General features: G+C 70.6%; 17 protein-coding genes. 13 read left to right on the forward strand and 4 right to left on the reverse strand.

All coding sequences use genetic code 11. From position 1 onward, the window contains the following. The first annotated feature begins 42 nt into the window (after window positions 1-42). The 7 genes from dnaK (at window position 43) to OHB41_RS25230 (ending at window position 8,394) form a co-directional block, all read left to right on the forward strand. Window positions 43-1,884: a molecular chaperone DnaK gene (gene dnaK / locus OHB41_RS25200; protein ID WP_266700452.1), complete on the forward strand. Its 1,842-nt coding sequence runs from the start codon at window positions 43-45 to the stop codon at window positions 1,882-1,884. After that, window positions 1,881-2,543, forward strand: a complete 663-nt coding sequence (gene grpE, locus OHB41_RS25205; protein WP_266700453.1) for a nucleotide exchange factor GrpE — start codon at window positions 1,881-1,883, stop codon at window positions 2,541-2,543. Before dnaK ends, grpE begins: the two co-directional genes overlap by 4 nt. 33 nt (window positions 2,544-2,576) lie before the next feature. Beyond that, the gene (gene dnaJ, locus OHB41_RS25210) at window positions 2,577-3,764 is read left to right on the forward strand and encodes a molecular chaperone DnaJ (protein WP_266700454.1); all 1,188 of its coding nucleotides are present in this window, start codon (window positions 2,577-2,579) and stop codon (window positions 3,762-3,764) included. Between the two features lie 4 nt (window positions 3,765-3,768). Continuing rightward, complete coding sequence (locus OHB41_RS25215) at window positions 3,769-4,215, forward strand: heat shock protein transcriptional repressor HspR (protein ID WP_148012414.1); 447 nt, start codon at window positions 3,769-3,771, stop codon at window positions 4,213-4,215. 771 nt (window positions 4,216-4,986) lie between these two features. Further along, on the forward strand, window positions 4,987-6,114 hold the full coding sequence (locus OHB41_RS25220) for a substrate-binding domain-containing protein (protein ID WP_266700455.1): 1,128 nt from the start codon (window positions 4,987-4,989) through the stop codon (window positions 6,112-6,114). Window positions 6,115-6,227: 113 nt separating this feature from the next. Further along, entirely contained in the window at window positions 6,228-6,758 is a 531-nt protein-coding gene (locus tag OHB41_RS25225; protein ID WP_266700456.1) for a hypothetical protein, read from the forward strand. 601 nt (window positions 6,759-7,359) lie between these two features. Continuing rightward, window positions 7,360-8,394: a helix-turn-helix transcriptional regulator gene (locus OHB41_RS25230; protein ID WP_266700457.1), complete on the forward strand. Its 1,035-nt coding sequence runs from the start codon at window positions 7,360-7,362 to the stop codon at window positions 8,392-8,394. Here the strand turns inward: OHB41_RS25230 and OHB41_RS25235 are convergent. Beyond that, complete coding sequence (locus tag OHB41_RS25235; RefSeq protein WP_266700458.1) at window positions 8,357-9,340, reverse strand: helix-turn-helix domain-containing protein; 984 nt, start codon at window positions 9,338-9,340, stop codon at window positions 8,357-8,359. The two genes, OHB41_RS25230 and OHB41_RS25235, sit on opposite strands and share 38 nt — an antisense overlap. Window positions 9,341-9,733: 393 nt before the next feature. On the opposite strand from OHB41_RS25235, the gene OHB41_RS25240 reads away from it, so the two are divergent. Further along, window positions 9,734-10,030: a Rieske (2Fe-2S) protein gene (locus OHB41_RS25240; RefSeq protein WP_187285880.1), complete on the forward strand. Its 297-nt coding sequence runs from the start codon at window positions 9,734-9,736 to the stop codon at window positions 10,028-10,030. A gap of 171 nt (window positions 10,031-10,201) precedes the next feature. On the opposite strand, the gene OHB41_RS25245 is transcribed toward OHB41_RS25240, so the two are convergent. Beyond that, window positions 10,202-10,615, reverse strand: a complete 414-nt coding sequence (locus OHB41_RS25245; protein WP_266700459.1) for a pyridoxamine 5'-phosphate oxidase family protein — start codon at window positions 10,613-10,615, stop codon at window positions 10,202-10,204. Window positions 10,616-10,787: 172 nt separating this feature from the next. Here OHB41_RS25245 and clpB point away from each other — a divergent pair, with 172 nt between their 5' ends. Together clpB and OHB41_RS25255 are read left to right on the forward strand one after the other, a co-directional pair. Beyond that, window positions 10,788-13,385 (forward strand): ATP-dependent chaperone ClpB, encoded by a 2,598-nt coding sequence (clpB, locus tag OHB41_RS25250; protein ID WP_266700460.1) that lies wholly within the window; start codon window positions 10,788-10,790, stop codon window positions 13,383-13,385. A gap of 356 nt (window positions 13,386-13,741) precedes the next feature. Continuing rightward, window positions 13,742-14,272: a YbjN domain-containing protein gene (locus OHB41_RS25255; RefSeq protein ID WP_153289451.1), complete on the forward strand. Its 531-nt coding sequence runs from the start codon at window positions 13,742-13,744 to the stop codon at window positions 14,270-14,272. Window positions 14,273-14,298: 26 nt separating this feature from the next. Here the strand turns inward: OHB41_RS25255 and OHB41_RS25260 are convergent, their stop codons facing one another. Together OHB41_RS25260 and OHB41_RS25265 are read right to left on the reverse strand one after the other, a co-directional pair. Then, on the reverse strand, window positions 14,299-15,501 hold the full coding sequence (locus OHB41_RS25260) for a glycosyltransferase family 39 protein (protein ID WP_526024960.1): 1,203 nt from the start codon (window positions 15,499-15,501) through the stop codon (window positions 14,299-14,301). 106 nt (window positions 15,502-15,607) lie between these two features. Continuing rightward, a complete protein-coding gene (locus OHB41_RS25265) occupies window positions 15,608-16,798 on the reverse strand; it encodes a pyridoxal phosphate-dependent aminotransferase (protein WP_266700461.1) in 1,191 nt (396 codons plus the stop codon). Window positions 16,799-17,119: 321 nt separating this feature from the next. Here OHB41_RS25265 and OHB41_RS25270 point away from each other — a divergent pair, with 321 nt between their 5' ends. From OHB41_RS25270 to OHB41_RS25280, 3 genes are all read left to right on the forward strand, one after another. Beyond that, window positions 17,120-17,434, forward strand: a complete 315-nt coding sequence (locus OHB41_RS25270; RefSeq protein WP_266700462.1) for a hypothetical protein — start codon at window positions 17,120-17,122, stop codon at window positions 17,432-17,434. A 538-nt stretch (window positions 17,435-17,972) separates the two neighbouring features. Beyond that, a complete protein-coding gene (locus OHB41_RS25275) occupies window positions 17,973-18,515 on the forward strand; it encodes a DUF2617 family protein (RefSeq protein ID WP_266700463.1) in 543 nt (180 codons plus the stop codon). A 168-nt stretch (window positions 18,516-18,683) separates the two neighbouring features. Further along, window positions 18,684-20,327: a polyamine aminopropyltransferase gene (locus OHB41_RS25280; RefSeq protein ID WP_266700464.1), complete on the forward strand. Its 1,644-nt coding sequence runs from the start codon at window positions 18,684-18,686 to the stop codon at window positions 20,325-20,327. Window positions 20,328-20,378 lie beyond the last annotated feature (51 nt).

Here is a 20,378-nt window from a genome sequence, read left to right on the forward strand (position 1 = left end):
ACTTGAGTCCGTTCCACTCAAGTCATTGCTGGAGGAATTGAAATGGCACGTGCGGTCGGCATCGACCTGGGCACGACTAACTCCGTCGTCAGCGTTCTGGAGGGCGGCGAGCCCACCGTCATCACCAACGCCGAGGGTGCCAGGACCACGCCGTCCGTCGTCGCCTTCGCCAAGAACGGTGAGGTGCTCGTCGGCGAGGTCGCCAAGCGCCAGGCGGTCACGAACGTGGACCGGACCATCCGCTCGGTGAAGCGTCACATGGGTACGGACTGGAAGATCGAGCTCGACGGGAAGCACTTCAACCCGCAGCAGATGAGCGCCTTCATCCTGCAGAAGCTGAAGCGCGATGCCGAGGCCTACCTGGGTGAGAAGGTCACGGACGCGGTCATCACCGTTCCGGCGTACTTCAACGACTCCGAGCGTCAGGCGACGAAGGAGGCCGGCGAGATCGCGGGCCTGAACGTCCTGCGTATCGTCAACGAGCCCACGGCCGCCGCGCTCGCGTACGGCCTGGACAAGGACGACCAGACGATCCTCGTCTTCGACCTCGGTGGCGGCACCTTCGACGTGTCCCTCCTGGAGATCGGCGACGGCGTCGTCGAGGTGAAGGCCACGAACGGCGACAACCACCTCGGTGGTGACGACTGGGACCAGCGGGTCGTCGACTACCTGGTGCAGCAGTTCAAGTCCGGTCACGGCGTGGACCTCGCCAAGGACAAGATGGCCCTCCAGCGCCTCCGTGAGGCCGCGGAGAAGGCCAAGATCGAGCTGTCCTCGTCCACCGAGACCTCGATCAACCTGCCCTACATCACGGCCTCCGCCGAGGGCCCGCTGCACCTGGACGAGAAGCTCACGCGCGCCCAGTTCCAGCAGCTCACGGCCGACCTTCTGGAGCGCTGCAAGACGCCGTTCCACAACGTCATCAAGGACGCGGGCATCAACCTGTCCGAGATCGACCACGTCGTTCTCGTCGGTGGCTCCACCCGTATGCCGGCCGTCGCCGAGCTCGTCAAGGAGCTGACCGGCGGCAACGAGGCCAACAAGGGTGTCAACCCGGACGAGGTCGTCGCCATCGGCGCCGCCCTGCAGGCCGGTGTCCTCAAGGGTGAGGTCAAGGACGTCCTGCTCCTCGACGTGACCCCGCTGTCCCTCGGTATCGAGACCAAGGGCGGCATCATGACGAAGCTCATCGAGCGGAACACGACGATCCCGACCAAGCGGTCCGAGATCTTCACCACCGCCGAGGACAACCAGCCGTCCGTCCAGATCCAGGTCTACCAGGGCGAGCGCGAGATCGCGGCGTACAACAAGAAGCTCGGGATGTTCGAGCTGACCGGTCTGCCGCCGGCGCCCCGCGGCGTCCCGCAGATCGAGGTCGCCTTCGACATCGACGCCAACGGCATCATGCACGTGACCGCGAAGGACCTGGGCACGGGCAAGGAGCAGAAGATGACCGTCACCGGTGGCTCCTCGCTGCCGAAGGACGAGGTCAACCGGATGCGCGAAGAGGCCGAGAAGTACGCGGAGGAGGACCACGCCCGCCGCGAGGCCGCCGAGTCCCGCAACCAGGGCGAGCAGCTCGTCTACCAGACGGAGAAGTTCCTCAAGGACAACGAGGACAAGGTCCCCGGTGACGTCAAGACCGAGGTCGAGGCGTCCGTCGAGGAGCTGAAGGCCGCGCTCAAGGGCGAGGACACCGCCGAGATCCGTACGGCCACCGAGAAGGTCGCGGCCGTCTCTCAGAAGCTGGGCCAGGCCATGTACGCCGACGCCCAGGCCGCGCAGGCGGGCGCCGGCGCCGAGGGTGCCGAGCAGGCCAGGGCCGAGGACGACGTCGTGGACGCCGAGATCGTCGACGAGGACCGCAAGGACGGTGCCGCGTGACGGAGGAGACCCCGGGTTTCGAAGAGAAGCCTGACGTCCCCTCCGGCGCCACCCCTGACGACGCCGAGCCGAAGGACGCCCCCTCCGCGGAGGGGGCGTCCCCGGCCGGGGACGCATCAGCCGCAGCACAGACCGCCGGTCTGACGGCGCAGCTGGACCAGGTACGTACGGCGCTCGGCGAGCGAACCGCGGACCTCCAGCGGCTCCAGGCCGAGTACCAGAACTACCGGCGCCGGGTCGAGCGGGACCGGATCGCGGTCAAGGAGGTCGCCATCGCGAACCTTCTGACCGAGCTCCTGCCCGTCCTCGACGACATCGGCCGCGCGCGGGAACACGGTGAACTGGTCGGCGGTTTCAAGTCGGTGGCCGAGTCGCTGGAGACCGTCGCGGCGAAGATGGGGCTTCAGCAGTTCGGCAAGGAGGGCGAGCCCTTCGACCCGATGATCCACGAAGCCCTGATGCACTCGTACGCTCCGGACGTCACGGAGACCACGTGCGTGGCGATTCTGCAGCCCGGGTATCGCTTCGGCGAGCGCACCATCCGCCCCGCGCGGGTGGCGGTCGCCGAGCCCCAGCCGGGCGCGCAGTCCGTCAAGTCCGACGACACGACGGCTGAGGCGGCCGAGGACAAGGAGAGCGGTGGCCCGGACGAGGGCTGACGTTGACACGATGAGGAAGGAGGGACGTCGGGGATGAGCACCAAGGACTTCATCGAGAAGGACTACTACAAGGTCCTCGGCGTCCCCAAGGACGCCACCGAGGCCGAGATCAAGAAGGCGTACCGGAAGCTCGCCCGCGAGTTCCACCCGGACGCCAACAAGGGCAACGCCAAGGCCGAGGAGCGCTTCAAGGAGATCTCCGAGGCCAACGACATCCTCGGGGACGTCAAGAAGCGCAAGGAGTACGACGAGGCACGCGCCCTCTTCGGCAACGGCGGCTTCCGTCCGGGGCCCGGAGCGGGCGGCGGCAACTTCAACTTCGACCTGGGCGACCTCTTCGGAGGCGGCGCCCAGGGCGGCGCGGGCGGCGGGGCCGGCGGCTTCGGCGGCGGCATCGGTGACGTCTTCGGGGGCCTGTTCAACCGCGGCGGCGCGGGCACCGGCACCCGGACCCAGCCCCGGCGCGGCCAGGACATCGACACCGAGGTGACGCTGAGCTTCACCGAGGCGGTGGACGGCGCGACGGTCCCGCTGCGGATGACCTCCCAGGCGCCCTGCAAGGCCTGCTCCGGCACCGGCGACGCGAACGGCACACCCCGGGTGTGCCCGACGTGCGTCGGCACCGGCCAGGTGGCGCGGGGTTCGGGCGGCGGCTTCTCGCTCACCGACCCGTGCCCCGACTGCAAGGGCCGCGGGCTCATCGCGGAGCACCCCTGCGAGATCTGCCAGGGCAGCGGCCGCGCCAAGTCCTCGCGCACGATGCAGGTCCGCATCCCCGCCGGGGTCTCGGACAGCCAGCGCATCCGCCTGCGCGGCAAGGGCGCACCGGGCGAACGGGGCGGCCCGGCCGGCGACCTGTACGTCACGGTCCATGTGGACGCCCACCCGGTCTTCGGCCGCAAGGGCGACAACCTCACCGTCACCGTGCCCGTCACCTTCGCGGAGGCGGCACTCGGCGGCGAGGTGCGGGTACCGACCCTGGGCGGCCCCCCGGTCACCCTGAAACTGCCCCCGGGCACGCCCAACGGCCGTACGATGCGGGCCCGCGGCAAGGGCGCGGTCCGCAAGGACGGCACCCGCGGCGACCTCCTCGTCACCGTCGAGGTCGCGGTCCCCACGGACGTGTCGGGCAAGGCGCGTGACGCCCTGGAGGCGTATCGCGAGGCAACCGCGGACGAGGACCCGCGGGCGGAGCTGTTCCAGGCCGCGAAGGGAGCATGAGCAGATGGACGGCCGTCGTCGAAACCCCTATGAACTGACGGAGGAGACCCCCGTCTACGTCATCTCGGTGGCGGCCCAGCTCTCCGGCCTGCACCCGCAGACCCTGCGCCAGTACGACCGCCTCGGCCTGGTCTCCCCGGACCGCACACCCGGGCGCGGCCGGCGCTACTCGGCCCGCGACATCGAACTGCTGCGCACCGTCCAGCAGTTGTCGCAGGACGAGGGCATCAACCTGGCCGGCATCAAACGCATCATCGAGCTGGAGAACCAGGTCGCCGCGCTTCAGTCCCGTGTCGTGGAGCTGGAGTCGGCCCTGGACGGCGCGGCGGCGACCATGCGGCAGCGCGAGGCCGCCGTCCACGCCTCCTACCGGCGGGACCTGGTCCCGTACCAGGAGGTCCAGCAGACGAGCGCGCTGGTGGTGTGGCGGCCGAAGCGGTCGCCGGAGTAGTTCCCCGAGCGTCGAAGGGGCCGGGAGGTGGATCACCTCCCGGCCCCTTCGCGTGCGCCGGCTGCCGGAGACCGTGGGGCATCGGGCGAAGGGGCCTGCCGGGCGGGCGAGTTGTCCGCGCAGGCGCGGGCGAACCCGACGACGGCGGAACCGGCCGCTGCGGCGTGGCCGACGCGAAAGTGTGTTTGCCGTCGGGAACGGTGAGGGTGACGGACCGTCTCAGGGGACGGTGACGTTCTGCCAGGGACCGGTCCCGCGGACGCGGTCGGGAAGGGGGCCGAATCGGCCAAGTCCGCGCCCTGGACCTAACGGTCCGTTTTTCTTCGATGTGCCCCGGAAAACGACGTTCAGGTCGACTGCCGTTCGTGGGCGGCGAGACATAATCGGTCATTGCGGCCGGAGTTGTGCGATGTGCGCGACGGACGGGTCGGCGAGTGACGCAGATCACTTCGGCCCTGGTGCGGGCCGTTCCGTCGCGTCGGACCGGGCTCGCGCTCGCCCGTCCGGAGCTGCGGTGATACTCGGCCATCTTCAAGTCTCCAGGTCGGAGGCGTGGGTTGTCCGGTCCTCACGAGGTGTGTGGGAACGAAGTGCTCCGCAGGGCTTACGTGGAAGTGGAGGTACAGCCTCTTCCCATCGTGTTCACTTGGGGAACACAGAATGCTGTTGCCATCTCGTTAAGTGGTTACTCCTTGACGCTGAGGTGATCGCCGCGTTGGCTTTCAGCCACCTGGGTCGCAATGCAGCTACCTCGCCCGGAAGGCACCTGATGTGAACACTCGTAACACCCGGCTTCGTCGTACGGCCATAGCCCTGGCCTCGTCCGCGATCGCCGTCTCCCTCGCCGGCTGCGGGGTCGTCGACGGGATCGGCGGCAGCGACTCCAAGGCGAGCCCGACCAAGGGCGACGACATCAAGGTGGGTCTCCTTCTCCCCGAGAAGGCGAACACGCGTTACGAGAAGTTCGACTACCCGATCATCAATGAGCAGGTCAAAAAGCTGACCAACGGCAAGGGCGAGGTTATCCACCTCAACGCCGAGCAGAGCGCGAGCAAGCAGAACGCCCAGCTCCAGCAGTTGGTGGACGACAAGGTCGACGTCCTCCTCGTGGACGCGGTCGACTCCAAGGCCATCGCGAGCGGTGTGCGCAAGGCCAAGGCAGCGGGTATCCCCGTCATCGCCTACGACCGGCTGGCCGAGGGCCCGATCGACGCGTACATCTCCTTCGACAACGAGCTCGTCGGCGAGGTGCAGGGCAAGGAACTCCTGAAGGCCCTCGGCACCAACACCGCCACGAAGCAGATCGTGATGATGAACGGCGCGCCCACCGACCCGAACGCGGCGCAGTTCAAGGCGGGCGCCATGTCCGTGCTCGACGGCAAGGTCGAGATCGCCCAGAAGTACGACACCAAGGACTGGGACCCGGCCCAGGCCAAGTCCAACATGGAGAAGGCCATCTCGGCCATCGGCCTCAGCAACATCGCCGGCGTCTACTCCGCCAACGACGGCCTCGCGGGCGGGGTCATCGACGCGATGAAGACCATGGGTGTCAACAAGGTGCCGCCGGTCACGGGCCAGGACGCCGAGCTCGACGCGGTGCAGCGGATCCTCCTGGGTGAGCAGTACATGAGCGTCTACAAGTCGTACCCGCAGGAGGCCACCGCCGCCGCCGAGATGGCCGTGGCGAAGGTCCAGGGCCGCGGGATCGAGTTCGACGCGCTGACCCGGGACAAGGTCGACAGCCCCACGGCCCAGAAGATCCCGGCCCAGCTCGTGCCCGTGGTCGCCCTCACCAAGGACAACATCAAGGAAACGGTGCTCCAGGACAACATCTACCGCCTCAGCGAGATCTGCACGGCCAAGTACAAGTCGGCCTGTGCGGCGGCCGGCATCAAGTAGCCGTACCTGTCCTGCGACCTACGCGCGGGAGCCCCGGGCCGGGGCTCCCGCGCGTACGTCTTTCACGGCCCGGGTGAACCGTTCCGGGCCGGTCGGGGTCTCACCGGGAGACCGTGCTCGATGCGTTCGTACTGGAGGCGCCCGTGGCCATGATCGGCCTGTTCTGGATCACCGAGGAGAGCGTGTACGTGGGTGCCGAGCCCGCGGGGAACGGGCGCGGGGTACGGCTCACTCCCGAGGGCCTGGAGGCCGTGGGCACCGACCAGAAGGGCTTCTGGGCGTGGCGGGACGTGCGTGCGGTCACCGTGCACGACGCGCAGGTGCGCTCCAGTACCCGGTGGCTGGTGAACAGCGTGATGGACACGGTCCTCGACGTGGCGACGGGCGGCGGTGAGGCGCCGCCCGCGTTCGAACTCCACGTCCGCACGGACGAGGAGAAGGCCGAACTGACGGTGTACACGGCGGCCGTCGGGGGCTATGTGCAGTCCGAGTACGAACTGTCGCTTGACCTGTTGAACCGCTTCGTCGACGGCACGGCGGACGTGGCGCGGCTGTTGGAGTGGGGGAGCGTCGAGGGCGACGGTGTCACACCCTGGCGGGCAGCCCGGGAGGCGCTGCTCAGGAGCTGGGCCACGGCTGTCTGAGACGGGTCCCTCGCGGGCGGTGCCCCGGCGGGTGCGTTCCGTCCCACCGCGGGGGTGATCCGCGCCGAAGTCGCCGTCCCCGAGGGCCCGTTGAGGGCCTCCTGAGCGGAGAGGCGATCCGGCCCCGGGCGTGGCTGAGCGCGCCCCGCGTACGCGTTGCCACGGTTGCCTCCAGCGCGAGCCCCGTAACCGACCCACGGGCCCTCCAGGCCGTTCCTGACGCCTCGCTGGTGAGCTCCACCGTCACCTCCGGCGGACCGCCGGTCACCCCCGGGTGGGTGTCCTGGACCGGGGTCGCGTCGCGGTGGTCGCGGCCACGGCCGGGCACGGCGTCGGCCCCGGCGGCGCGGGGTGCAGCGGAGGCACCGTCATGTTGTTGCAGGGTGCCGTGCGGAGGTGGGGGAATTTCCGGACGTATACGGGCGAGAGGGGGCGCGCGGGGGGCGCGCCCGTGTTGCGATGGCGGTCGGGGCCGCGCATAGTTGCGCTGCGGAAGACGCGGGCCACGGGGTCCGCAGTGCGGAAGTGCTCCGCCGTGGACGGTGCGCAGCGTCGCATCACGGAGGTTGCTGGAGCCGGAGGTTGGAGCCAGGGGTGGGAGATGGCCGGGCACGGGGCGGACAGGCATCCGCACGGCGCTGACCGACTGTGCGACGCCGGGGACCGGGTGTACTCCCGGGCCGTGCGGCGCGGGCGGGTGCCGCGCGGTGACGCCGAGGCGGTGCCCTGCCTGGTCGAGTTGGCGCTGCTGCACCCGGACCCCGACGACATGGGGTGGCTGGTGCCGACCTCGCCGCAGGAGGTCATGACGCGGCTGATCCGGGGTGTGTACGAGGAGGTCAGCGCGAGCCAGGCGCGGGTGGGCGGCGCGGTGGCGGCGTTCGAGTGGTACGCCGGGCTCGGCGGGCGCGTGCAGGCGCAGACCGAGGGGGTGGCGATCCGCGTCCTGGACGGACTGCCCAGGATCCGGGCCGCGATGGACGAGGCGACCGAGGCGTGCACCAGCGAGGTGCTGACGGTGCAGCCGGGCGGCATCCGCCGCGAGGACGAGCTGTCGGAGGGCCTGCACCGGGCGCTGGAGATGCGACGGCGGGGTGTGCGGATGCGGGACCTGTACACGCATGTGGCGCGGCACGGCCAGGGCCTGCACAACTACATGGAGATGATGGGCGGCGCGGCGGAGGCCCGGACGCTCGACGAGGTGGTCGAGCGGCTCATCCTCTTCGACCGCAAGGTGGCGTTCATCCCGGCCAACGACGACCGCACGATCGCGCTGGAGCTGCGGCACCCGGCGCTGGTCGACTACCTGGTGACGGTCTTCGAGCGGCTGTGGCGGCTGGCGATCCCGCTCGCCGCCCCGCTCCCGGAGACCGGCATCGACGGCATCACCCATCGCGAGCGTTCGATCGCGGCGCTGCTCGCCGAGGGGCACCAGGACGCGGTGGTCGCGGAGCGGCTGGGGATCAGCGTGCGGACGTGCCGGGCGCACATCGCACGCCTCTCGGAAACCCTGGGAGCGGCGAGCCGTACGCAGTTGGGCGTCCGGATCGCGCAGGCGGGGCTCGATGGGCCGCCGCGCTCCCCGGAGCTGCTGCCGTTCAGTGCTCCTGGTCCAGAATCCCCGACTGGGCGATGAGATAGCCGAGTTGTGCCCGGCTGCCGCTGCCGAGCGCGGTGGCCAGTTTGGCGACGTGGGCGCGGCAGGTGCGGACGTTCATGCCGAGACGGCGGGCGATGGCCTCGTCGACGTGGCCCTCCACCAGGAGTTTGGCGATGGAGTGCTGGATGTTGGTGATGCCGCCCGGGGCGGTCTCGTAGGGCGCGCCGGCGGTGAGCGGGACGGCGCGGCCCCAGATGAACTCGAAGACCTTGATCAGGTAGCGGACGAGTCCCGGATGGCGCAGTTCCAGGGCGACTTGCTGGTCGTCGCGGGTGGGGATGAAGGCGACGCTCTCGTCGCAGACGATGAGGCGCTCCACCAGCTCGTCGATGGTGCGGTACTCGACCTTGCCGTCGGACAGCTGTGCCACGTAGGCCAGTTTGTCGGGACTGTAGCGGGCTGTGTGCTGATAGAGCGTCCGGATCTTCACACCACGTTCGATCAGCGGCCGGTCGCGTTCCAGCCCCTGGAGGAGGCTGCGCTCGGAGCCGCGGTCGCTCGGCTGGATCGTGAGCATCTCGTGCTGGCACTGGGAGGTCGCCAGGTTCAGCGCCGCGTTGATACGGTCGCCGCCCTCCAGCACTGTGATGGAGTGGGTGAGCGTCGCTCCTTGGACGCTGAGAGCCATGAACGGCTCAAAAGCGTCACTCAACTCGATCGAGAGACGCCTGCGTTCGGTGATCTCGCGCTCTATGGGGTTGAGTCGCTGGGCCAGGGCCACCGAAGGGGGCACCGGGCGCAGCCAGTTCGCGTCATCGGGATCGGGGTGGAGGAGTGCCAGTTCCACCAAGCAGGGGGCGGGCTCCGCGTCCTCGCGCGCGATTCGTCCTGTGCGCAGCGCGTTCGCGTAGAGACGGCCTCCGTCCTCGCACAACTGGGTCACACCGTGGGGATGTGTCGCATTAGTCTGATTCGTTGCCAAAAGTCCACCCCCCAGGGTCCTGAACGTGCAGGAACATGATGCATCGATTATGTGGCCACGACGTGCCCGAATGAGCCATCGTCTTATTCGACGGGGGAAGACGGGACTTTCAAGTGAGGACGAAGCCGACTATGCGTAACAAAATGCTTCGCTCGGTGCTTGTCGCCGCCTTCTCCGCCATGGTGGCATTCGGAGCTCTGGGCGGCCTCTCCGAGACGAAGGCCGACGTACTGGCGGACAGTCACTGGCCGGCGGTGGCCACGGACAATGTACTGGCGGACAGTCACTGGCCGGCGCCAGCCGCGGACGACGTGGTTGTGACTCCGGCGGCGGATGACGGCTCCGGGAGTTGACGTGACGACGCCCCCCGACGACCGCTCCTTCCGTCGCGAGATGGCAACCGCCTACCGCTCCGGCTGGCACTTCATCGACCTGGCGACAGCGATCCCGCACACCGGTGACTCGCTGATGGTGACCGTGTTCGGAGAGCCGGTCGTCGTCACCCGGGACGAGGAGGAGGACGTACGGGCGTACCGGTGTCTGCGACGCCCGCGCGGCGCGCCGCAGCCCGTGCGATGTGCCATCAGGTACGGAATGATCTTTGTGAACCTCGATCAGCGTGACCACCAGCTGGCCGAGCCGGAAGCCCCGGATGTAAGGACCATCTCAGCCACCCCCCGCAGTGCCTGACGCGATTCCCCCGTCGTAGTAGATCGCGCAGGTACTTCCCCCCGCAGCGGCGTCACCGTGACCTGAACACGGTGACGCCGCTGCAGTTTTGGGCGAAAGATCCTGGTATCCGAGGCTCGTCCCCCGGGTGCGGCCTCATTCACGAAGGCCGGAACCGGGCGGGCGGCGGAATCAGCCGCGCCCCAGCGCCGAGGTCAGTCTGATCTCGATCACCACCCGGGCCGGGTTGGGTGAGGGGGTCCTCCCATACCGCTCCGCGTACCGCCGTTCCGCCTCCGCGACGCGCGACGGTTCGGCGGAGACGGTCGCGCGCCCCTCCAGCGTCGCCCACCGCCGTCCGTCCACCTGGCACACCGCGACCCGGGCGCCGTCGGCCCCGGCGGCCGTCACGTGCCCCACCTTCGCGCTGGACCCGCCGGCGATGACCCGGGCCAGACCGGCCTGTGGATCGTAGGTGACCCCGACGGGAACGACGTGCGGGCTGCCGTCCGCCCGGAGCGTGGTCAGCGTGCACAGGTGCCGCTCCCGCCAGAAGGCGAGGTAGGCGGGATCGGGATCGTGCGGGTCCACCGGATATGCGGCCATGGTCCGAAAGGTAACCCGACCGTTCCGACGTAAGTCCCCCCGGCCTCACCTTGAGTGGAATAGACTCAACTTTGTGTACGCTGACTGAGTCAGTCCGTACGGGAAGGTCCGTACGCGAAGTCCGTACAGAGAGTCCGTTCAGGAAGTCCGTGCACAGGAGGAGAACGCGAACGTGGACGCCGAGCTGACCAACAGGAGCCGGGACGCGATCAACGCGGCCACCACCCGGGCCGTGTCCGAGGGGCACCCGGACCTGACCCCCGCACACCTGCTGCTCGCGCTGCTCGGGGGGCAGGACAACGAGAACATCATCGATCTGCTGGCCGCCGTCGACGCCGACCAGGCCTCCGTGCGGGCCGCCGCCGAGCGTGTGCTGGCCGCCCTGCCCAGCGTGACCGGGTCCACCGTCGCGCCGCCGCAGCCCAACCGCGAGCTGCTCGCCGTCATCGCCGAAGCGGCCGACAAGGCCAAGGAACTCGGCGACGACTACCTGTCCACCGAACACCTGCTCATCGGCATCGCCGCGAAGGGCGGCCGGAGCGGGGACGTACTCTCGCAGCAGGGCGCCAGTGCGAAGAAGCTGCTGGAGGCGTTCCAGAAGACCAGGGGAGGGCGCCGGGTGACGACCCCGGATCCCGAGGGCCAGTACAAGGCACTCGAAAAGTTCGGTACGGACTTCACGGCCGCCGCGCGCGACGGCAAGCTCGACCCGGTCATCGGCCGGGACCAGGAGATCCGCCGGGTCGTGCAGGTGCTGTCCCGGCGCACCAAGAACAACCCCGTCCTCATCGGCGAGCCCGGCGTCGGCAAGACCGCCGTCGTGGAGGGCCTCGCCCAGCGGATCGTGAAGGGCGACGTGCCCGAGTCCCTCAAGGACAAGCGGCTCGTCTCGCTCGACCTCGGCGCCATGGTGGCCGGGGCGAAATACCGGGGCGAGTTCGAGGAGCGGCTCAAGACCGTCCTCGCCGAGATCAAGGACTCCGACGGGCAGGTCATCACCTTCATCGACGAGCTGCACACGGTGGTGGGCGCGGGCGCCGGCGGCGACTCCTCGATGGACGCGGGCAACATGCTCAAGCCCATGCTCGCCCGGGGTGAGCTGCGGATGGTCGGCGCCACGACCCTCGACGAGTACCGCGAGCGGATCGAGAAGGACCCCGCCCTGGAGCGCCGCTTCCAGCAGGTCCTGGTCGCCGAGCCGAGTGTCGAGGACACCATCGCGATCCTGCGCGGACTCAAGGGGCGCTACGAGGCCCACCACAAGGTCGTGATCGCGGACAGCGCGCTGGTGGCCGCCGCGACCCTCTCCGACCGCTACATCACCTCCCGCTTCCTGCCCGACAAGGCCATCGACCTCGTCGACGAGGCCGCGTCCCGGCTGCGCATGGAGATCGACTCCTCACCCGTCGAGATCGACGAACTCCAGCGCTCCGTGGACCGGCTGAAGATGGAGGAACTCGCGCTCAGCAAGGAGACGGACGCCGCCAGCAAGGAGCGTCTGGAGAAGCTGCGCCGCGACCTCGCCGACAGGGAGGAGGAGCTGCGGGGGCTGACCGCCCGCTGGGAGAAGGAGAAGCAGTCCCTCAACCGCGTCGGTGAGCTCAAGGAGAAGCTCGACGAGCTGCGCGGCCAGGCCGAACGTGCCCAGCGCGACGGCGACTTCGACACCGCCAGCAAGCTGCTCTACGGCGAGATCCCCACCCTGGAGCGGGACCTGGAGGAGGCCTCCGAGGCGGAGGAGGAAGCCGCCGGCGACACGATGGTGAAGGAAGAGGTCGGCCCGGACGACATCGCCGACGTCGTGGGCTCCTGGACGGGCATCCCCGCCGGGCGGCTCCTGGAGGGCGAGACGCAGAAGCTGCTGCGCATGGAGGAGGAGCTGGGCCGCCGGCTGATCGGCCAGAGCGAGGCCGTGCAGGCCGTCTCCGACGCCGTACGGCGCACCCGCGCCGGTATCGCCGACCCGGACCGGCCCACCGGATCCTTCCTCTTCCTCGGCCCGACCGGCGTCGGCAAGACCGAACTCGCCAAGGCCCTCGCGGACTTCCTCTTCGACGACGAGCGGGCCATGATCCGCATCGACATGAGCGAGTACGGCGAGAAGCACAGCGTCGCCCGGCTGGTCGGCGCCCCGCCCGGCTACATCGGGTACGAGGAGGGCGGCCAGCTCACGGAGGCCGTGCGCCGGCGCCCGTACAGCGTCATCCTGCTCGACGAGGTCGAGAAGGCGCACCCGGAGGTCTTCGACATCCTCCTCCAGGTGCTGGACGACGGGCGGCTGACGGACGGACAGGGACGGACGGTCGACTTCCGCAACACCATCCTGATCCTCACCTCGAACCTGGGCAGCCAGTTCCTGGTGGAGCCGCTGACCCCCGCGGAGGAGAAGAAGCAGCAGGTTCTGGAGGTCGTCCGGGCCTCTTTCAAGCCGGAGTTCCTCAACCGGCTCGACGACCTCGTGGTCTTCTCCGCCCTCGACAGGGAGGAGCTGGAGCGCATCGCCAGGCTCCAGATCGAGCGCCTCGCGCGGCGGCTGGCGCAGCGCCGGATCACCCTGGAGGTCACCGACCCGGCCCTGGCCTGGCTCGCGACCGAGGGCAACGACCCGGCGTACGGCGCCCGGCCGCTGCGCCGCCTCGTCCAGACCGCGATCGGCGACCGGCTCGCCAAGGAGATCCTGGCGGGCGAGGTCAAGGACGGCGACACGGTCCGGGTGGACGCCTTCGGGGACGGCCTGATCGTGGGACCCGCGACCGGCAAGACGCTGTGACGCCTGCGGGCGCGGCGGCTCGGCACGGGTAGGCCCCGAAGGAGCCGTACCCGAGCCGACGCGGATGGCTGGGACGGCCGAGGGCGGGTGGCTCCCGCCCTCGTACCGGACACCCGCCCGGTCACGGTTGTGAACGGATCGGGCGTCGGACAGAGCGCGGACGACACCCCGCCCCCGCCCCGCCGCCGCGGGCCGGAAGCCGCCCGTACCGGGCCCCGCGCCCCCGTGACGACGGGTTCCGCCCCGGTCGCCGGTGACGAGATCATGCCGCCCCGGCCGACAGGCCCCGTCAGGGGTTGCCACTCCCCGCCCCGGATGGGGGAGGATGGCGGTATCCGTACGAAGGGAAATACACGGTGAGCATCGACCCGTCCTCGATTCCGAATTTCGGGGGCCAGCCCGAGCCGCAGCCCGGCGGACCGGCGGGCCCCGTCGTCCCGGATCAGGACCTCGTGAAGCAGCTCCTCGACCAGATGGAGCTGAAGTACGTCGTCGACGACGAGGGTGACCTCGCGGCGCCGTGGGAGGAGTTCCGTACGTACTTCATGTTCCGCGGCGAGGGTGACCAGCAGGTCTTCTCGGTGCGGACGTTCTACGACCGGCCGCACCAGATCGACGAGAAGCCGACGCTGCTGGAGTCGATCGACGACTGGAACCGTCGCACGCTGTGGCCGAAGGTCTACACCCACACGCACGACGACGGCACCGTCCGCCTGATCGGCGAGGCGCAGATGCTGATCGGCACCGGCGTCGCCCTCGAACACTTCGTGTCGTCGACGGTCAGCTGGGTGCGGGCCGCCATCGAGTTCGACAAGTGGCTCGTCGAGCAGCTCGGCCTGGAGCAGGAAGTGAACGAGGCGGACAAGCCCGAGGACGACGACGAGTAGTCCTCCCGCTGGTTTTCCGCCAGGTTCTACAGCGGCGTGTGCGCGATGACGACGAGATACGCGCCGTAGGCGAACGAGAGCCCGGCCAGGGCGCCGACCACCAGGACGGCGTGCCAGGGCCGGGCTCTTGCCGTCCGCACCAGTGCCCGGGCCATCGGCAGCAGCAGCGGGAACGCGGGCAGCAGGAAGCGCGGCTTGCACTCGAAGAACCCGGCGCCGCCGAGCGCGATCAGCAGCAGGACACCGCTGTGGACGAGCAGCGGCAGCGGGGCCCGGTCCGCGATCAGCAGCGCGTACAGCAGCACGGCCACCGCCACGATCACCAGCGACATGGGGAACACGAAGCGGTCCCCGCGGAGCAGCAGGTGCTTGACGAAGCGCAGCGCGCCCACGCCGAAGTCGAAGCGCGAGCCCCACAGCCGCTGCACCTCGAAGTACCCGCCGAGCGGATCGCCCCGGCGGCGGCCCACCCACAGCACGTAGCCGCACCAGCCGAGCGGCGCGAGCGCGGCGCCCGTCCACAGGCTGTGGGGAACTTTCCGGCCGCGCCGCCGCCAGACCTCGCAGGCCGCCGCCGCGAGGACCGCCGCGGCGACCGCGAAGCCGTTCGGCCGGGACAGGCCCGCGAGCGCCGCCAGCGCGCCGGCCCACAGCCAGCTCCCGGTGAGCACCGCGTACAGGGACCAGGCGGCGAAGGCGGTGAGCACGGACTCGGTGTACGCGAGGGAGAGCACCACCGAGTGCGGGAGCAGGCCCCAGAGCAGGACGAGCGCGGTGCCGACCGCGCGGCCGTGCAGCCGGGCCCCGATCGCGTAGATCCCGCACGCGGCGGTCGCCGCGGCCAGCCAGGACACCAGCAGGCCCGCCGCGCCCCCGCTCAGCGGGGTCACCTCCGTGACGGCCCGGACGAGCCCCGGGTACAGCGGGAAGAACGCCAGGTCGCTGTGGACGACGGTGGGTCTGAAGTGCTGGGCGCGTACGTAGCCGTGCGCCGCGATTCCCAGGTACCAGAGGGAGTCCCAGGAGCGTCCGAGGAGGGCGAGTGCGTGCTTGCCGTTGGCCCGGGCGGTCCCGGCGAGCACCAGGACACCGACGAGCCGGGCCAGGACGAACAGCCCCAGCGCGTACACGACGGCGGGCACGCTCCGCCTGGACCGCGCCGCGCGGGCGCGGTCCCCGTCACCTGACTTCTGGACGGCGGGGGCCGGAAGGGTACTGGCGTGGGTCACACCCGAACTCTGCGTCCCTTACGGGGCGTTTGCGAACGTTGCGCGTCCGCGCGGGTGCGGTTTTCCCCGCTTCGGCGCGTCGTCCGCGGGAGCCGCGCTCCGCGTGCTACCGGGCCGCCCGGAGCCGCCGGGCGGCCTCTTCCAGGACCTCGGTCCGCTTGCAGAACGCGAAGCGCACGAAGGGTGCGCCCTCCTCCCGGTGGTCGTAGAAGACCGCGTTCGGGATGGCGACCACCCCGGCGCGCTCCGGCAGCGCGCGGCAGAAGGCGAAGCCGTCGCTCTCGCCGAGCGGGCGGATGTCGGTGGTGACGAAGTACGTTCCGGCCGGCCGGAAGACCTCGAACCCCGCCGCCGTGAGCCCGGCGGCCAGCACGTCCCGCTTGGCCCGCAGGTCCGTACGGAAAGCCTCGAAGTACGTGTCCGGCAGCGCGAGCGCCTCGGCCACGGCGTACTGGAACGGTCCCGAGGCCACGTACGTCAGGAACTGCTTCGCCGACCGTACGGCGGTGACGAGGTCCGGCGTGGAGGTGATCCAGCCGACCTTCCAGCCGGTGAAGGAGAAGGTCTTGCCCGCGCTGCCGATGGTGACGGTCCGCTCCCGCATCCCGGGGAAGGAGGCCAGCGGCACGTGCTCGGCGTCGTCGAACACGAGGTGCTCGTACACCTCGTCCGTCACGACGAGCAGGTCCCGCTCGACGGCGAGCTTCGCGATCTCGCCGAGTTCCTCGCGGGACAGGACGGTGCCGGTGGGGTTGTGCGGGGTGTTGAGGAGCAGCAGCCGGGTGTTGTCGGTGACCGCGTCGCGCAGTTCGTCGAGGTCCAGCCGGAAGCGGCCCTCGTGCGGGCGCAGGGTGACCGGGATCCGGGTGCCGCCCGCCATCGCGATACCGGCCGCGTAGGAGTCGTAGTACGGCTCCAGGGCGATGACCTCGTCGCCGGGCTCCACCAGGGCCAGCAGGCTCGCGGCGATGGCCTCGGTGGCGCCCGCCGTGACCAGCACTTCGCGGTCGGGGTCGTACGACAGCCCGTAGTGGTGCTTCTGGTGCACCGCGATCGCCGTCCGCAGCTCGGGCACGCCGGGGCCCGGCGGGTACTGGTTGCCGCGTCCGTCGCGCATCGCCCGCACGGCCGCTTCCCGGATCTCCTCGGGCCCGTCCGTGTCGGGGAAGCCCTGGCCGAGGTTGATCGAGTCGGTGCTCAGTGCGAGGGCCGACATCTCGGCGAAGATCGTCGTGCCGAACTCGGCGAGTCGGCGGTTGAGGAGCGGACGGCGGCCGTTGGAGGTCATGCCGGTCATCCTGCGCCCAAGCCGCGGACTTCCTCAACTCACCTGCCGCCCGGCCTCAGGCCCGCGCCCCGGTCCGCGGGACCCGGCGCGCCGTCGGCCGGGTGTTCCCGTCCGGCTCCGGGGGAGAGCACGGCCCACAGACGGGCCGATGGTGCGGGCCGGGGCCCTGATCCGAGCTTCTGTGCTGGTCGGGGGCCATCCCCGCTTTTGGATGCTCAGGAGTTCCTCAACTCTGCTTTGGCGGGCGGGACGCGGGGGCATCCCCCTGTCACGCACGACGCGAGGCGCCCACGGGGGGCCGCTTCGGGGGAACGAAAGGAGGGTGGCGCCATGATCATCGGCATCATCCTGGCGGTCTTCTTCATCGTCCTGATCGGCGGCCTCAGGGCCACCCGCCGCAGTCGCGGGAAGGCCGGTTCGGTGAAGGCGGGGAGCTCCCGCTCGCGCGGGGGCCTCCTGGGGGGCGGAAGCGGCGGCGCCGGCGGCAGCTGGTGGGCCGGCGGGGGCGACTCGTCCGGCGGTGGGCACCACGGGGGCCACCACGGCGGGGGTCACTCCTGCGGCGGCGGTCACTCGTGCGGCGGCGGCTCGTCCTGCGGAGGCGGGTCGTCCTGCGGTGGCGGCGGATGCGGTGGAGGCAGCTGACACGGGGCAGCCGAGCTCCACACGGACAACGCGTCCGCAGCACGCTGAGGTGCCCGCCGGGAACGACTTCCGGCGGGCACCTCCGCGTACCGGGCCGGGGACGGTGCGCGAGTGACGGAACGGGACGGGAGTGTCGGCCGGGAGGGTGGTGCCGGAGCGCGGCCGGAAGAATTTCACGAGGACGTGTCGGCTCCGACGGGTGCTTCCCTTCGTCAGCCGTTCGGGGGGCTTTCCGGGGGCCGTGACCGGGGCGTGTTGTCGCGCTCGGGGAGGCCGGGCCGGCCTTCCGCTTCCGCGCGCCCGGCGCACGGCGTGGTTGAACAGTTGAACTGTGGAGCCCTCGGGGGGATGGAAACCCTACGAAGTTGGGTAAAAACGCTGTGGTGGCACCACAGTTCATGATTCCCTCTAAAACGCCAGCGCGGCCCTCGGATCGTCCCTTCCTGACAGGGCTGACCGGGCTGACCGGGTCGATCCCCCCATACCGACCGGGTGCGCCGGACCCCCACCTCCCTTTGCGTGCTAGCGGAGCCGACCCATGCTCACGACCCTGAACACCGCCTACACCGACACGCGCGCGGCCGACCTCGCGTGGGCCCTGGGGCGCGAGCCGCTGCCCGCGCTCGCCACCCTCGACCTCGAACTCGACGGAGCGAGACTTCAGTTGAGACTCCTCGGCGCGTCCCACCAGGTCCTCCTGGAGGAGGAGCGGGGCAGCTGTTCGGAGACCGTCGCCTGCATCGCCGGCAGCAGCACGCCCCTTCCCCTGGGCGTGGCCAAGCGGGTCGGCGACTGGGAGTACGAGTTCGCGGCGCGCGTCGAGACACTTTCGTGCGGCTCCTTCGCGGGGCGCGCCCAGGAACTGCTGGCCCTGGTCTCCGACCACCCCAACGGACTCGTCGGTGTCTTCCCCGGCAGCCCGCACGCCTTCACCGCCCTGCTGGCCCAGCGCCACGAGGGCCAGGTCCACTGGCGTACGTGGCACGCGTACCCGCAGGACGGACAGCTGGTGGCGACACGGACGAGGGTGGGGGTGCGGGTGGCGGCCGAGGCCGATCTGCTCAGCGCGTCCGGCGTGTGAGGTCGCGTGGGTCCGCCCGTGGGGATACGCCCGTTGAGACGAACCGGGGAGCCGGCGGCGGTGGCCCCGGACGGCGGCCGCACCCGCTCCGACAACCGTACGGGCGAGCGTCAGATCCACACGTGTGGGTGACGAGGCGTAGTGCCGGTGTGACGTAGCGTTCCCAGCGTGATCGAACCGCACGCGCCTGCTCCCCCCGGCGCGCCGCCGCCCTGGGGCGTCCAGGGCCAGGCGCGGCTGCCCGTCCGTCCGGGCACCGGCCGGTTCCTCGTCCTCGCGGGCGTGTTCGTCTGTGCGGCCTGCGGACTCGTGTACGAGCTCGAACTCGTCGCCCTCGCCTCCTACCTGGTCGGCGACTCGGTCACCCAGGCCTCGGTCGTGCTGTCCGTCATGGTCTTCGCCATGGGGGTCGGCTCCCTCGTCGCCAAGCGTCTGCGTCCCCGTGCGGCGGCCGGCTTCGGCGCGGTCGAGGCGGCGCTCGCGCTGGTCGGCGGATGCAGCGCGATGACCCTGTACGCCGTGTTCGCGTGGACCGGTGACTGGGGCGGCGCCTGGGCGAGCGGGTCGCGGTACCTGCTGGCCGCCTTCTCGCTCGCCATCGGCCTGCTGATCGGCGCCGAGGTCCCCCTCCTCATGGAGTTGATACAACGCATCCGCCGACAGGACCCGGGCGGCGCGGTGGCGGACCTCTTCGCCGCGGACTACGTCGGCGCGCTCGTCGGAGGCCTGGCTTTTCCTTTTCTGCTGCTGCCCCAGCTCGGGCAGCTGACCGGCGCACTGCTCACCGGGGCGGTGAACGCGCTGGCCGGCGGTGCCCTCGTCCTCGGCCTGTTCCGCCGGGACCTGAGCAGGCGCGGGCGCTGGCTCCTGCTCATCGCCAACGTGGTGGTCCTCGGCCTGCTCGCCACGGCCGCCCTGCTCGTCGACGACTTCGAGCACGCGGCACGGCAGGCGGTGTACGGCAGGGACGTGCGGGTGGCCCTCCGCACCGGCGTACAGGAAGTGGTCCTCACCGGCGGTACGCGCGGACACCCGCTCGGCCTCTTCCTCGACGGACGCCTGCGGGCCGGCGGCCGCGACGAGCACCGCTACCACGAGGCCCTGGTGCACCCCGCGATGGACGGACGCCACGCGCGCGTGCTCGTCCTCGGCGGTGGCGACGGACTCGCGGTCCGCGAGGTGCTGCGCTATCCGGACGTCCGCCGGGTCGACGTGGTCGATCGCGACGCCGGGGTGGTGAGGCTGGCACGCCGGGACCCGGCCCTGTCGGCGCTCAACGGTCACGCGTTCGACGACCCGCGGGTGCACGTGTTCACCGCCGACGCCTTCTGCTGGCTGCGCGGGGACCCGTCCCCGTACGACGTGGTGATCTCCGACCTGCCGGACCCCGGGATCACGGCGAGCACGAAGCTGTACTCGCAGGAGTTCTACGGGCTGACGCGCCGGGCGCTGGCCGACGGCGGACGACTGGTGGTGCACGCCGGACCGGTCTCCTCCCGCCCCGGTGTCTTCTGGACGGTCGAGGCTACGGTGCGGGCCGCCGGCCTGCGCGCCGACCCGTACCGCGTGGGCGGCCGAGACTCCGGTTCCGCGGCCGGACCCGACCGTACGGCGGGTGCGTCCCGGGCCCCGCGCGACTGGGGGTTCGTCCTCGCGTCCGCCAGGGGTACGCCCCTGGGCCTGGCCCCCGGCGGGCCCGTTCTGCGTTCCCTCACACCGCGGTCCCTCGCGGCGGACGCACGGGCCGTGTGGCACACCCGGATCACGGGACTCGCGCCGTCCACGCTGGTGCATCCGCGCTATTCCGACTGACCGGGGGCGGGGGAATGGGGGAATGACGCGGGAATCCCGTGATACGCGGGT

Origin of the sequence: Streptomyces sp. NBC_01571, from assembly GCF_026339875.1 — a bacterium.
In the GTDB taxonomy this organism is placed as follows: Bacteria; Actinomycetota; Actinomycetes; order Streptomycetales; family Streptomycetaceae; genus Streptomyces.

Bases quoted from the DNA above. Each gene is read 5' to 3' on its own strand.
- dnaK (WP_266700452.1), top strand. From the start codon at position 43: ATGGCACGTGCGGTCGGCATCGACCTGGGCACGACTAACTCCGTCGTC.
- dnaJ (WP_266700454.1), top strand. From the start codon at position 2,577: ATGAGCACCAAGGACTTCATCGAGAAGGACTACTACAAGGTCCTCGGC.
- OHB41_RS25215 (WP_148012414.1), top strand. From the start codon at position 3,769: ATGGACGGCCGTCGTCGAAACCCCTATGAACTGACGGAGGAGACCCCC.
- OHB41_RS25230 (WP_266700457.1), top strand. From the start codon at position 7,360: ATGGCCGGGCACGGGGCGGACAGGCATCCGCACGGCGCTGACCGACTG.
- OHB41_RS25240 (WP_187285880.1), top strand. From the start codon at position 9,734: ATGGCAACCGCCTACCGCTCCGGCTGGCACTTCATCGACCTGGCGACA.
- OHB41_RS25245 (WP_266700459.1), bottom strand. From the start codon at position 10,615: ATGGCCGCATATCCGGTGGACCCGCACGATCCCGATCCCGCCTACCTC.
- OHB41_RS25265 (WP_266700461.1), bottom strand. From the start codon at position 16,798: ATGACCGGCATGACCTCCAACGGCCGCCGTCCGCTCCTCAACCGCCGA.
- OHB41_RS25270 (WP_266700462.1), top strand. From the start codon at position 17,120: ATGATCATCGGCATCATCCTGGCGGTCTTCTTCATCGTCCTGATCGGC.
- OHB41_RS25275 (WP_266700463.1), top strand. From the start codon at position 17,973: ATGCTCACGACCCTGAACACCGCCTACACCGACACGCGCGCGGCCGAC.